Source organism: Bradyrhizobium erythrophlei, assembly GCF_900129505.1.
GTDB classification, from domain to species: Bacteria; Pseudomonadota; Alphaproteobacteria; order Rhizobiales; family Xanthobacteraceae; genus Bradyrhizobium; species Bradyrhizobium erythrophlei_D.
Genome location: NZ_LT670818.1, coordinates 4,127,863 through 4,140,258 on the forward strand (window position 1 = coordinate 4,127,863; position 12,396 = coordinate 4,140,258).

Below are 12,396 nucleotides of genomic sequence, written 5' to 3' on the forward strand. Positions count from 1 at the left end.
GCAAACTTCAACAAAATGAAATTAGCCCGCCATGACGAAACTTGAAATAAGTGTTGGAATATTGGCCACGGTGTTCTGTTTTTCAGTCAGGGCACAGACCGTCAACGTAATGACCCTTGATCAAGCCGGAGCCCAGACGGCTCTGCAAACAGCGAGGGAGAGCGCGCAGCAGCGGAATGCGCCCTCGGCAATCGCGGTGGTCGATCCTGCCGGCGATCTGCTTGCTTTCCAGCGGATGGATGGTGTCCGCCCGGCAAGCGCGGATCTTGCCATCGAGAAGGCACGAACGGCTGCGCGGCTACAACGGCCGACGGCGGAGATCGAGGAGAACATTAATCGAGGCCGAACGGCATTCGTCACCGCCGGCATCGCGGCACTGCGCGGCGGCGTGCCGATACGCGTAAAAGGCGAAGTCGTGGGCGCCGTAGGTGTTGCCGGCTTGAGCAAGGAGATCGACGCCGAGATCGCGAACACCGCGGCGGCGGCCCTGAGCCCCTCACCGAACACGCCTTCGCATAATTGACGGAGTGACGGTTCGAGTGGGCGTGTCGCGGCGGAAGGTGATACGATCGTGATATTCTTGCAGACGTAATGGGCGATCTTCTCGGCATTCGAATAACCGCTGGATCTCTTGTCTCGCAGCCGGATCAAATGGCGGGGCGAACCCGACCGGACGGCCGATAGTTTGGACATTCGCCTAGCGAGGAGAAGTGACACCAGCTGCGGCGTTGTTGCGATCTCGCCGACGCGAAAATTAGTGCAAATTGCACCACCCAGGAAACCGGTCATGAGGATCGCGCCGAGCATGGTCTTTTGATCGGCGTGGGGGTCCCGACACCGATAACAACAAACCGAGATCAGTCGCAGACCGATCTTTGACCTGCGATCTCTGGGTGCGCCGGTCGCGAGTGCGAGCGCGGGCTTCTACGGATGTGCATGCTGGCATCATCCGGATTGGCAAAAGCACTCTAATGCGACGCTCAGAATGGCTTTTTTGGGGGCTTCTGGAGCTTTGGCAGGCGCTGAATCTTTATGTCGTAGGCGACGCTCAATCATCGTGCGCTTGGGCTCCAACCATGGAGGCAGGCTTACCATTTCCCCGGATCTCTGATTCGGAACGTCTGTTGCGAAACCTGGACCGTCGGTCGCGATAGCGAAATTCACGCCGCATGGCCCCCGAAAATAGACAGCCTGAAAATACTGGCGATTGAGAGGTGGTGTGACGTCAAAGCCGCAATTTGCGAGCATCGTGGCGATCCTGTCCAGTGCCTCGCTATCGGCTACACGCAAGGCAATGTGGTGCGCGACGCCAGGGCCTGTGTGACTCGGCCGGTGGGTCGGAGTGCAAAGAAGATCGACGGCGATCGGCCGGTCCGGGGGTCCATCGAGGAAGCGGAACACCGCGCCATCCTGCCCAAACTCCTCAAAACCTAGTCTCTCCGTCAGAAATCGCGACGTGTGCTGAAACCCTTCGATTTGAATCTCGACGGATCTAATCCGCCGAATTGCTTGATCGGTTGGCCCTTCCCTGTCTTGATCATTCCCTAATGTTGCCGGGTGCGATCCCTCGTGGGCGGGGCTGGCCAACTTCCAGCATATGTTCGGCGATCCGGTCTTCTGGCTGGCGCTGACGAATAACTTCATCTGGACCGCTATCTTCCTGACGGTTCCAATCGGCCTCGCGCTGGTGATGGCCGCGGCGCTATTGATGTCGCCGCGTTCGCGCGCCGTTGTTCAGCCCATCATCTTCCTGCCGCGGATTCTCGCCGTCGCGGTCTCCGGGCGCATCTTCCAGGGCATGATCTTCAGTCCGGCGACCGGTCTGGTCGCGTGGCTGAACGAGCATGGCTTCTCGATCTCCGACCCTCTCGCCGATCCCGATCGGTCGCTCTATGCCGTCGCTGCCGTCGATATCTGGCACTGGTGGGGTTTTCTCGCGGTCGTCTTCCTCGCGGCGATGCGACAGATCAGCATCGACCAGATCGAAGCGGCGCGGCTCGACGGCGCCGGTTTCCTTGCGCTGTTGCGCGACGTTCTGTTGCCTGGAATCCGCCCGACGCTTATCTTGATGCTGATCCTGACCGTCATCTGGTCGTTCCAGGTGTTTGAATTCATCTTCATTGTGACCCAGGGAGGGCCCGCATACGGCAGCGAAGTTCTTGCGACGCTGGCGTACCGGCACGCCTTCTTCGAAGGCGACGTGGGGCAGGCGGCCGCTGCGGCTGGTGTGAAGAGCCTCTTCGGCCTATGCGCGACAGCGGCCTATCTCTGGCTTCAGATCCGCGATAGCGCCGACGCTTCATTTTGAACTGGTCGGAATTCATGTTATAACCAAATGCGCGCATTCGCCGGGATGTGTGATGACTTGAGCATGTTGCCACTAAGTTGTGCAAACCATCATCGGAAGTCTATCGGCAGGGGATGACATGAACCGCAACATTGAGGAGTGACGCGCGCGTCCTTCTGGTGAAGGGAAAGGGCCCGGACTTCTGTCTGGGCGCGGACATCTGGGACTGGCCGGGCATCCCGGCGAAGGACCTCCGTCCGCGGGTCGAGGTCTTCGCCAGGGCGATAGACCTGCTCGAAGGATTGGTTATCCCGACGGTCGCAGTCGTTCAGCGCGGCTGTATGGGCGGCGGCTTCGAGCTGGCATTGGGATGCGACATCGTCATCGCGGTGAAATCGGCGCGGTTCATGTTTCCCGAAGCTCTCCTTGGCATCATGACGCCGCAGGGCGGCGTCTATCAACTAACCGGTGGGTGCCGAGCAGATGGCGGCGTGGAACGTCGTCAACCGGGTCGTGGACGACACTGCACTTGACGAGGCGGCGCACGCACTGGCCGCGCGTCTGGGCAACACCGGGAACGGATTTATCGTCTACCCGGAGCAGTCGCTGAAAAAATAACGCAACAAACTTTCAAATTTAATGCCTTCATTCAACTAAGGCATATGGGGCCCACAGGGCCGGATCGCTCTTCGCACTATCTCTAATATAAGACAGCTGGGTAGCGTTGCCGACATAGGCATCTCCTCCCTTGAGCATTGTTGGCGATCCTTGGATCCGTGAGCGGGGACGACGCGTCCGCCTTGAGACCGTATCATGCTTTCGGTCGTGAGATCAGGAATCTCAGAGTCGCGGAATGGCCACGGGGCATACTCATTTCATTTCCTTTTTTGCGGTACGCATCGCATTGCCCATCCATTGGGATTAGAATGCGGCAGTGTAGCTGTCGGACCTCGATCGTTGGAAGACTTGGGGGCGATCGAGTGAAATGTCGTTGCGATTACTCGCTGAGGCCACGCGCTACATGGGCGGAACTCCGACGATCGGTATTCCTTCGCAGATGTGCCTACGCATGCCTTCCTAACGTGCTATTGTGATCGCTCAGCCATAGGTGTGCCATGATCGGTATTGCAGAGTGGCTAGCATCCATCGGTTTGGGAGAGTACGCTCAACGCTTCCGCGACAACGCCATTGACATCTCAGTCCTCCGAGATCTCACGGAGCAGGATCTCAAGGACCTTGGCGTCCTGCTTGGGCACCGCCGCAAGATGCTGCGCGCGATCGCAGAACTTAAGGGGCACGTTCTACAAACACCCCCGGGCACCCAACCGCCGCCGCGGGACAGCGCCGAGCGGCGTCAACTTACAGTCATGTTTTGCGATCTGGTGGGCTCGTCGGCACTTTCGGTCCGCCTTGATCCGGAGGACTTGCGGGCGATAATCGGCGCCTATTACGCCTGCATCGCAGAGGTTATCGCCCGGAATGAGGGCGTCATCGCGCGGTATATGGGGGACGGCGTGCTCGCTTATTTTGGCTATCCGCAGGCCCACGAGGATGATGCGGAGCAGGCGGCACGCGCGGGGCTGGCGCTGGTCGATGCCGTGGCTAACCTCCAGACAGATATCGGCACCAAGCTACAGGTTCGCGTTGGTATCGCTACCGGCATGGTGGTCGTGGGCGATTTGACCGGCGAAGGCGCTGCTAGGGAGCAGGCGGTCATTGGTGAGACACCGAACCTAGCTGCTCGCCTGCAGGCGTTAGCCGAGCCCGGTACGGTGCTGATCTCCGAGAATACGCACCGGCTCGCCGATGGGCATTTCGACTTCCGCAATCTCGGCCCTGTCGCCCTTAAAGGATGGGCGGAACCGATACCCGCGTGGCGGGTATTGGGGGCAAGCGGAGTGGAAAGCCGCTTTGAGGCGCAGCACAAGACGAGATTGACACCGCTCATCGGGCGTGACGAGGAGCTCGAGCTGCTGTTGCGTCGATGGCAGCATTCCAAGCGTGGTGAGGGCTGCGTAGTAGTGCTGACCGGACAACCGGGTATCGGTAAGTCGCACATTGCCCTGGCGCTTCAAGAGCGGCTCCAAGCCGAACCACACATCACGCTGCGCCATTTCTGCTCGGCGCACCACACTAACAGTGCGCTGCATCCCTTCATCGGCCAACTCGAACGGGCTGCCCGGTTTGAGCGAAGCGACTCGCCCGCGGAGAAGTTCGCCAAGCTTGAGGCTCTGCTCGTGCGGTCCGGCGCTGACGCGGACCGTGTAGTGGCACCTCTGGCCACCCTTCTGTCGCTACCACCCAATGACCGCTACCGCCTGCCAGAGCTGAGCCCGCAGAAGCTTAAGGAGATGATGTTGGCGGCGCTTTCGGCTCAGCTCGATGGCTTGGCGGCGCGGCAGCCAGTGTTCATCATCTTTGAGGATGTCCATTGGGCGGACCCGACCTCGTTGGAACTGCTCACGGGTACCTTGGAACAAGTACAGCGGCTTCCGGTGCTGCTGCTCATCACCGCGAGACCAGAGTTCACGCCGCCCTGGCCAGGTCATGCGCATGTGACGACGGTCTCGCTCACACGGCTGAACCGGCGCAACGGGGCGGCGTTAATCGAGCGCGTCACGGCCGGCAAGACGCTCCCGGAGGAGGTGATGGACCAGATCCTCGCGCGTACCGATGGCGTGCCCCTGTTCGTCGAGGAACTGACCAAGGCCGTGCTCGAAACTAGGCTGTTGCAGGAGCGGGACGGCCACTACGTGCTCAGCCGTCCGCTACCCTCGATGGCGATTCCAACGACATTGAACGCATCGCTGATGGCGAGGCTCGACCGATTGGCGCCGGTGAGGGAAGTGGCTCAGATCGGCGCTGTTGTGGGTCGCGAGTTCTCCTACGAACTGCTGAGCACCGTAGCCGGGTTGCCAAAGGAGAGACTTGAGGAGGCGCTTGCCCAGTTGGTTCGATCGGAGCTGGTATTCTGCCGGGGCCAGGTGCCCCAAGCGGTCTATACTTTCAAGCACGCGCTTGTGCGAGACGCTGCCTACTCGGGACTACTAAAGAGCCGATGCGCAGGACTGCATGCCACGATCGCAGACGCATTCGAGCAACGGTTCCCAGAAATTGTAGAGGCTCAACCCGAAACTCTCGCGCACCATCTCACAGAGGCCGGATTGTTCGAAAAGGCTGCGGGTTATTGGCTGCAAGGCAGCAAGAAGGCCGCCACTCGCTCCGCCAATCTCGAGGCCATCGCACACGCGCAGCAAGGCATCGAGGCCTTGCGCCATTTGCCCGACGGCGCAGGAAAGGACCGGCTGGAACTCGATTTCCACCTCGCTCTTGGTCCGTGCCTGATCGCGACCCAGGGGCCAGCGTCGAACAAGGCGATGGCGACTTTCGCTCGCGCTCGCGAGCTGTGCGAGCGCCTCGGAGATCCCCCGGAGCATCTCCGGGTCTTGTTCTGGTTGACCACCGCGAGCGTCATTCGTGGTGAATTGCCGCTGGCCCAGGAAATGATCGCGGCCTTGCTTCAGCTCATCGAAGCGCGCGGTGATCGACCCGCATTGCTCAATGCGATGCGCGGACAGGCTATGATTCGCCTTTTCATGGGGCATGCCAGCGCTGCCCGCGAATTGCTTGAACGGGCCGTCGAGGCATTCAACGTAAGCAGCGAGGAGGAAAGAATGGCGGCTCGTGCGGCTGGCCAGGATGCTGGAGTGGCTGACCTCGCCTTGATGTCGTGGTCTCTCTGGCTGCTCGGCCACGCCGATACGGCGATCGCACGACTAGTTGCAGCCATTCAGCGGGCCGACGCCATCGATCATCCGCATTCGCAAGCTTATGCCTGTTACTATGCGTCTGTTCTCCATGCTCTTCGCGGCGAGTTCTCGAACGCGCATGGCTTTGCCGAGCGCTGTCTCACCCTGTCGGAGGAACACGGATTCCGGCAGTGGCGCGGTTTGGCACACGCCATTCGGGGCATATGCGTCACCTGGCTTAACCCTTCGCCCAGCGCCCTCGAGGAAGTCCGGGGTGCGTTCGATGAATATGGTGGCGCGGGTTATCAGCTCGGCATCACGGCGCTTTACGTACTCTTGTGCCCTGCTTTGTTATTCAGTCACAATTGCGAGGCTGCGCTGGAGATGATCGAGCAGGGCCTCGCTACAACCAGCCGTAATAGCGAACGGATCTTTGAGGCCGAATTGTATCGACTGAAGGCGCGCGCGCTGCTCCTCCGCGGTGCACCAGACGCCGAGCCCGAGGCGCAGTCATTGCTCGACCGGGCATTGACCACGGCAAGAAGCCAACACGCGAAAGCGCTTGAACTTCGAGCTGCAAGAGACCTTGCCGCGCTGTGGATCAATCAGGGTAGACGCGAGGCAGCGCTCGATTTACTCGCGCCGATCCACGCTTGGTTCACTGAGGGCTTCGACACGCAGGATCTAAAGCAGGCAAGGGCTTTGCTCGATCAGTTGCGTTGACCCGGACTACAGCAGCTTCAGATCGGGGCCCGGGTTAAGCTGATCGTAGGCCTTATTTACCTCGGCGTTGCGTGCCGCAAAGACGGCATATGGGATTGAGCCCTCTCGAAATTCGCCCTTGTCGTCTGGCTGGACTTGTTGGCCTCTGGCGTCGACCCACCAGTTCATCTTTTCCAAAAAATCCTTCGGATCGCTGCCGGGCTTGGCTTGGACAATCGCTTTTACCATTAGATCTTTATCTATTCCCTCTCGCTTCAGATATTCATCCAGCTGTGCTCGCACTTTCTTGTCTTTCGCCGGGTTCTCGTTGATGAACCGTGCTTTACCAATTTCAGTCTTCTTACCGGCATCATTATACGCCGCGATTGCTTCCTCCGCCGCGGCTTTCCCCAAGGCTCGCCCGTGATCGAGATTGCTGTGATTCCATTTGAAATTGATGTGCGCGGGCACATGAATCTCAACGACCGTGCCTGTCCACTTGCGGGGCTCGTCACATTTGACATGGTATTTGAACAGCTTGACGTCGTCTTCGCCGACGGTCGCCGCAAACAACTGGCAGAGATTTGCCAGGGCATCGTGAAGGTTCTCCGGTTTGCGGATTTGCTTCGAATCCACAATCCTGCTCACTCATATCTCCTCTAGATCATCATGTTCTTGGAGCAGGCTCTCGAAGTTGACCGTATCAACTAGCGCCCCTTCGCAGTACGTCTTTCTGCCCATTTCTACAGTTTCCTCAATGAAGGGCAGAGCCGAACACGCACATAAGGTGGATGGGCCAATATCCCCCACGTACGCTTTGTCCATCATTCGACGGTTGCAAAACAAGGCGAGCTTCTGGTCATCAAGATTCCAAGCGTTGTGAAAGATGACTGGCTTTTCGGGCTTTTTCAGCTCCTCGAAATTTATGTCTTTCATGAACTGGCTTTCCGGATAGTTAATCCTGGACAGGCCGGTGACATTGGAAAGATACATCATTGACGTCAAATAACGGACGAAAGGATTGGGCGCCATCGCCTGATTGAGAATCCATTTGTTTATATCTCCCTCGTCCAATTTCTTGAACTTTCTCCCGTTGTCTTTGTCAGGCAGGTGATCGAAAAGAAGCGACATGGAGTCCTGGAAGGCATCCATCATTTTGTATGGGTCCCAATAGAAATCTTTATAATTGTCAGAGTCTCTGACGAAGTTACTCAAAGCCTTCCGGGTGCTCCCCCAATCCGGCCCGAACACGGTATTTATGGGAAAGCGCTCATAACTTTCATCGTCGCGAAACACACCATTCTTGAAGAATTGATAGGTCTGTTCGGCCCTGTCTTTGTCTCTGACTATCTTATTATCGTATTGGTTATAAACGATGCCAACCCAAGCGCCGATGCAGGACAATGCCCACACATCAAACGCTATATCGTTAGCGGCAAGAGCTTCCAGAACCCCGATGTGCAGTCCTGCTGCCGGCCCGCCACCGCCGAGCGTAATTGCTCGCTTCACCATTGGCTCCTCCCTCTAACTTCCGGTGTACCTATAATTGTTGCTCCGATCGAGTTTTGACTTGGTGAACATGAGGAAGTTAGTTGTTTTGTGGACGCTTGGAAAGCGATCGCCCGGCGGACAGATGCGTGCGCGACTCACTGTAAGTAATTTAATACGACAGCAGCGCTGACGCAGAAGCTGCTCGCCGGACGCACCTATCAACTGGTTTGAAAACGCGGTGTGTCACGCATTTGAAACCGGTACGCGTGTTCATCGTGTCGGCCTTTACCTCGCGAGCCTCCTTTCTCATTCCAATCAGCCGCGTCGGCGTCTGCCAAGCTGGAGCTTGTACGACTTACGATCCCTTGTATTGTGAAGCGAAGCATGCGGAACTCGCCTGGCTGCTGTCTGAAGCGCGGGTCACCATAAGCAGGCGCGAACCAACGTGCCGGTTTTTGGGATGGAGGCCGACATGGCCGTTGGAGGTTCGTTTGAAACGTTCCCCAAGTTGCTTCTACGAAATGCCGCGCGGTTTGGAAGCCGTCCGGCGTTTCGGCAAAAGGATCTTGGCATCTGGCAGACGTGGACCTGGACCCAAGTCGCCGAGATCGTGCGTGCTTATGCCGCAGGCTTGCAGCGACTTGGACTGCAGCCAGGCGACACGATCGCCATCGTCGGTTCCAACCGGCCGAAGCTCTACTGGACCGTGATGGCCGCGCAGACGTTGCGCGGGATTCCGGTTCCGGTCTATTCGGATGCGGTGGCTGATGAGCTTGCTTATGTCCTTGCTCACGCCGAGGTGAAGTTTGTCGCCGCGCAAGATCAGGAGCAGGTCGACAAGGTTTTGTCCGTATCCGGCCGGGTGCCGCATCTCCACAAGATTGTTTATGACGAACCGCGTGGACTCCGTGACTACGATCACAGCCGATTGATCGCAATCCACGATGTAATCGAAGACGGTCGCGCCGCGCTTGCGGCCGACGCTGCGCTTGGCGGGCAGATCGATGACATCATCCGGCAGGGTGAAGGTTCTGACATCTCGATTATCCTCTACACCTCGGGAACAACCGGCGCGTCGAAGGGCGTCATGCTGTCGGCGCGAAGCTGCGTCGATGCTGTGACGGATACTGTCAAGTTCGACGGACTGACCGACAACGACGTGGCGCTCGCCTATCTGCCGCTCGCCTGGGTGGGTGATCATTATCTCAACTATGCACAGGGCCTTGCCGCAGGATTCTGCATGGCATGTCCCGAGAGCCGTGAGACCATCGAGCAGGATTTGCGCGAGATCGGACCAACCTTCTATTTCGCTCCGCCGCGCGTTTTCGAAAACATGCTGACGCGAATGATGATCCGCATGGAGGACGCCGCGGATATCAAGCGGCGAATGTTCAACTACTTCCTTGGCATTGCGCGGCGGCATGGCGAGTCGATTTTGACCGGCAAGCCGGTGCCGCTCTCAGGCCGGCTGCTCTATGCGCTCGGGCGCTTGATGGTCTACGAGCCCCTCAAAAACGCTCTTGGCCTGTCTCGCGTGCGCGTTGCCTACACAGCCGGTGAGGCCATCGGTCCGGATCTTTTCGCGTTTTACCGCTCGATCGGATTGAACCTGAAGCAACTCTATGGTCAGACCGAAGCGTTCCTTTATGTGACCTGTCAGCCTGACGGCGAGATCTACTCCGATACGGTTGGCCCGGCGGCGCCGAACGTCGACATCCGCATTGCGGAGTCAGGGGAAGTGCAGTTCCGCTCACCCGGCATGTTTGTCGGATATTTCAAGGATCAGGCGAAGACTGCGGAAACCTTGACGTCCGACGGTTACGTCAAGACCGGCGATGCCGGTTTCTTCGACGAGAAGACAGGACATCTGAAGATCATCGATCGCGCGAAGGATGTCGGCCGGCTGGCTGACGGCACGATGTTTGCGCCGAAATATCTCGAGAACAGATTGAAGTTCTTTCCCAACATCAAGGAAGCGGTCGCTTACGGAGACGCAAGGGAGTTCGTTTGCGCCATTCTCAATATCGACCCGGCGGCTGTGGCGAACTGGGCCGAACGAAACAACATCGCCTACGGTTCCTACCAGGAGCTGGCGGGGCATCCGCGGGTCTACGACATGGTAGCGAAAGATGTTGCCGAGGTGAACCGCTCCCTCGCGGAGGAAAAGGTGATGGCGGGCGCGCAGATTCGCCGCTTTCTCATCTTGCATAAGGAACTCGACGCAGACGATGGCGAATTGACCCGCACGCAGAAAGTTCGCCGCGGGTTCATTGCCGAGCGCTATGCACCGCTGGTCACGGCGCTCTACAACGGTTCGCATGAAGCCGACATCTCCACCGAAGTCACTTTTGAGGATGGCCGCAAGGGTGTGATCGCGGCACGGGTCAAGATACGTGACTTGCAAGTATCTCGCTCGACGGAATCTCTGGGGAAGGCCGCATGAGGGCGCCGGACACGAACGAAATCCTGCTTCAGGTCGAGGGCGTATCGCTGGCGTTTGGCGGCGTGAAAGCGCTGACGGATATTTCGTTCGATATCATGAAGGGCGAAATTCGCGCCATTATCGGACCGAATGGCGCCGGCAAGACCTCGATGCTCAACGTCATCAACGGGTTCTATCATCCCGATCATGGCGCCATCACTTTCAAGGGACGCACCCGCGCCAGGATGCGGCCTTTCGAGGCGTCCCGTGGCGGCATCGCGCGCACTTTTCAGAACGTCGCACTGTTCAAGGGAATGAGCGCGCTCGACAATATTATGGCTGGCCGCACATTGAAGATGCGCCGGGGCCTTCTGTGGCAGATGCTGCGCTTCGGCCCTGCACTGGCGGAGGAGATCGAGCATCGGCACCGGGTCGAGGAGATCGTCGATTTTCTGGAAATTGAGGCGATCCGGAAGGTGCCGGTTGCACGCTTGCCATACGGCCTGCAGAAGCGCGTCGAACTCGGTCGCGCTCTTGCGATGGAGCCTGATCTTCTTCTCCTCGACGAGCCGATGGCAGGCATGAACCTCGAAGAGAAGGCGGACATGTCGCGGTTCATCGTCGACGTAAACGACCATTACGGCACGACCATCGCGCTGATCGAGCACGACATGGCCGTTGTGATGGATCTCTCCCATCGGGTTGTGGTGCTCGATCATGGCGTGAAGATTGCTGACGGCACGCCGGATGAGGTCAAGAAGAATCAGGCCGTCATCGACGCTTATCTCGGCGTCACACACTAAGGAGCATTGCGTGATCGCATTGGGTCAATTTCTCGAAGTGCTGATCGGCGGATTGATGTCCGGCGTGCTCTATTCGCTGGTTGCGCTCGGCTTCGTGCTGATCTTCAAAGCATCCGGTGTCTTCAATTTTGCGCAAGGTGCAATGGTATTGCTCGCAGGGCTTGCGCTGGTTCGCTCGCTCGACCTCCTGGCGGCCAACGGCTTCCCGCTTTGGGCTGCGATCATCCTCGGCATCGGCTTCGCTGCGGTGATCATGGCGATAACGGCCTGGCTGATCGAGCGGCTCGTGATCGGACCTCTTGTGAACCAGGACGCCCTCACGCTGTTCATGTCCACGATCGGCGTGACATTCATCCTAGAGGGTGCTTCGCAGATGATCTTCGGTTCCGATGTTTATCCGTTGCGGCTGTTCCCGACGGACGCCTGGTTCCTGTTCGAAAGTCACTTTCCGGGTGGAATTCTGGTCAACAAGCTGGACGTCTGGGGCGGCTTTATCGCCGGCATTCTGGTCGCCGGCCTCGCGATCTTCTTCCAACGTACCAAGACCGGTCGCGCACTCAGGGCGGTTGCCGACGACCACCTGGCCGCGCAGTCGGTCGGGATTCCAATCAGCTGGATCTGGTTCGTGGTCTGGCTTGTTGCCGGTCTCGTTGCGCTGGTTGCGGCGACCGTGTGGGGTACCAAGCTGGGCGTTCAGTTCTCCATCACGTTTCTCGCGCTGAAGGCCTTGCCGGTTCTGATCATTGGCGGCTTTACCTCCGTTCCAGGAGCCATCGTCGGCGGGCTCATTGTCGGTGCGGGCGAGAAGATCGCCGAGGTGTTCCTGGGGCCGCATATGGGCGGCGGTATCGAATATTGGTTCGCCTATGTGCTGGCGTTGGCGATGCTGCTCGTGCGGCCGCAAGGGCTGTTCGGCGAGCGGATCATCGAACGAATCTGACA

General features: G+C 58.6%; 10 protein-coding genes. 7 read left to right on the forward strand and 3 right to left on the reverse strand.

Annotation, left to right across the window (positions count from 1 at the left end):
* Positions 1-70 precede the first annotated feature (70 nt).
* Positions 71-523 carry a GlcG/HbpS family heme-binding protein gene (locus B5525_RS19210; RefSeq protein ID WP_244568056.1) on the forward strand — a complete coding sequence of 151 codons (453 nt, stop codon included), beginning with the start codon at positions 71-73 and terminating at the stop codon, positions 521-523.
* Positions 524-945: 422 nt separating this feature from the next.
* Here B5525_RS19210 and B5525_RS47855 read toward each other — a convergent pair whose 3' ends face one another.
* Positions 946-1,644, reverse strand: coding sequence for a VOC family protein (locus B5525_RS47855; protein WP_079573553.1), 699 nt, complete (start codon positions 1,642-1,644; stop codon positions 946-948).
* On the opposite strand from B5525_RS47855, the gene B5525_RS19220 reads away from it, so the two are divergent.
* The 3 genes from B5525_RS19220 to B5525_RS19230 all read left to right on the forward strand — a co-directional run bounded on the left by B5525_RS19220 (position 1,598) and on the right by B5525_RS19230 (position 6,759).
* A complete protein-coding gene (locus B5525_RS19220; RefSeq protein WP_079567414.1) occupies positions 1,598-2,308 on the forward strand; it encodes a carbohydrate ABC transporter permease in 711 nt (236 codons plus the stop codon). The genes B5525_RS47855 and B5525_RS19220 overlap by 47 nt on opposite strands.
* A 158-nt stretch (positions 2,309-2,466) precedes the next feature.
* Entirely contained in the window at positions 2,467-2,820 is a 354-nt protein-coding gene (locus B5525_RS19225; RefSeq protein ID WP_172899927.1) for an enoyl-CoA hydratase/isomerase family protein, read from the forward strand.
* 582 nt (positions 2,821-3,402) lie between these two features.
* Positions 3,403-6,759 carry an adenylate/guanylate cyclase domain-containing protein gene (locus tag B5525_RS19230; RefSeq protein WP_079567416.1) on the forward strand — a complete coding sequence of 1,119 codons (3,357 nt, stop codon included), beginning with the start codon at positions 3,403-3,405 and terminating at the stop codon, positions 6,757-6,759.
* A gap of 6 nt (positions 6,760-6,765) precedes the next feature.
* Here the strand turns inward: B5525_RS19230 and B5525_RS46395 are convergent, their stop codons facing one another.
* On the reverse strand, positions 6,766-7,386 hold the full coding sequence (locus tag B5525_RS46395; protein ID WP_244567953.1) for a hypothetical protein: 621 nt from the start codon (positions 7,384-7,386) through the stop codon (positions 6,766-6,768).
* Positions 7,387-8,250, reverse strand: coding sequence for a patatin-like phospholipase family protein (locus B5525_RS46400; protein ID WP_244567954.1), 864 nt, complete (start codon positions 8,248-8,250; stop codon positions 7,387-7,389). It lies immediately after the preceding gene.
* 439 nt (positions 8,251-8,689) lie between these two features.
* Here B5525_RS46400 and B5525_RS19240 point away from each other — a divergent pair, with 439 nt between their 5' ends.
* The 3 genes from B5525_RS19240 to B5525_RS19250 are packed head-to-tail and all read left to right on the forward strand — an operon-like array spanning position 8,690 to position 12,394.
* Positions 8,690-10,672 carry an AMP-dependent synthetase/ligase gene (locus B5525_RS19240; RefSeq protein ID WP_244567955.1) on the forward strand — a complete coding sequence of 661 codons (1,983 nt, stop codon included), beginning with the start codon at positions 8,690-8,692 and terminating at the stop codon, positions 10,670-10,672.
* Positions 10,669-11,454, forward strand: a complete 786-nt coding sequence (locus B5525_RS19245; protein WP_079567417.1) for an ABC transporter ATP-binding protein — start codon at positions 10,669-10,671, stop codon at positions 11,452-11,454. The genes B5525_RS19240 and B5525_RS19245 overlap by 4 nt, the downstream gene beginning before the upstream one ends.
* 55 nt (positions 11,455-11,509) lie before the next feature.
* A complete protein-coding gene (locus tag B5525_RS19250) occupies positions 11,510-12,394 on the forward strand; it encodes a branched-chain amino acid ABC transporter permease (protein ID WP_079573557.1) in 885 nt (294 codons plus the stop codon).
* Positions 12,395-12,396 lie beyond the last annotated feature (2 nt).

Coding starts and splice junctions, on each gene's coding strand:
- B5525_RS19220 (WP_079567414.1), top strand. CDS start 1,598: ATGTTCGGCGATCCGGTCTTCTGGCTGGCGCTGACGAATAACTTCATC.
- B5525_RS19230 (WP_079567416.1), top strand. CDS start 3,403: ATGATCGGTATTGCAGAGTGGCTAGCATCCATCGGTTTGGGAGAGTAC.
- B5525_RS19245 (WP_079567417.1), top strand. CDS start 10,669: ATGAGGGCGCCGGACACGAACGAAATCCTGCTTCAGGTCGAGGGCGTA.
- B5525_RS19240 (WP_244567955.1), top strand. CDS start 8,690: ATGGAGGCCGACATGGCCGTTGGAGGTTCGTTTGAAACGTTCCCCAAG.
- B5525_RS46400 (WP_244567954.1), bottom strand. CDS start 8,250: ATGGTGAAGCGAGCAATTACGCTCGGCGGTGGCGGGCCGGCAGCAGGA.
- B5525_RS47855 (WP_079573553.1), bottom strand. CDS start 1,644: ATGAAGTTATTCGTCAGCGCCAGCCAGAAGACCGGATCGCCGAACATA.
- B5525_RS19250 (WP_079573557.1), top strand. CDS start 11,510: ATGTCCGGCGTGCTCTATTCGCTGGTTGCGCTCGGCTTCGTGCTGATC.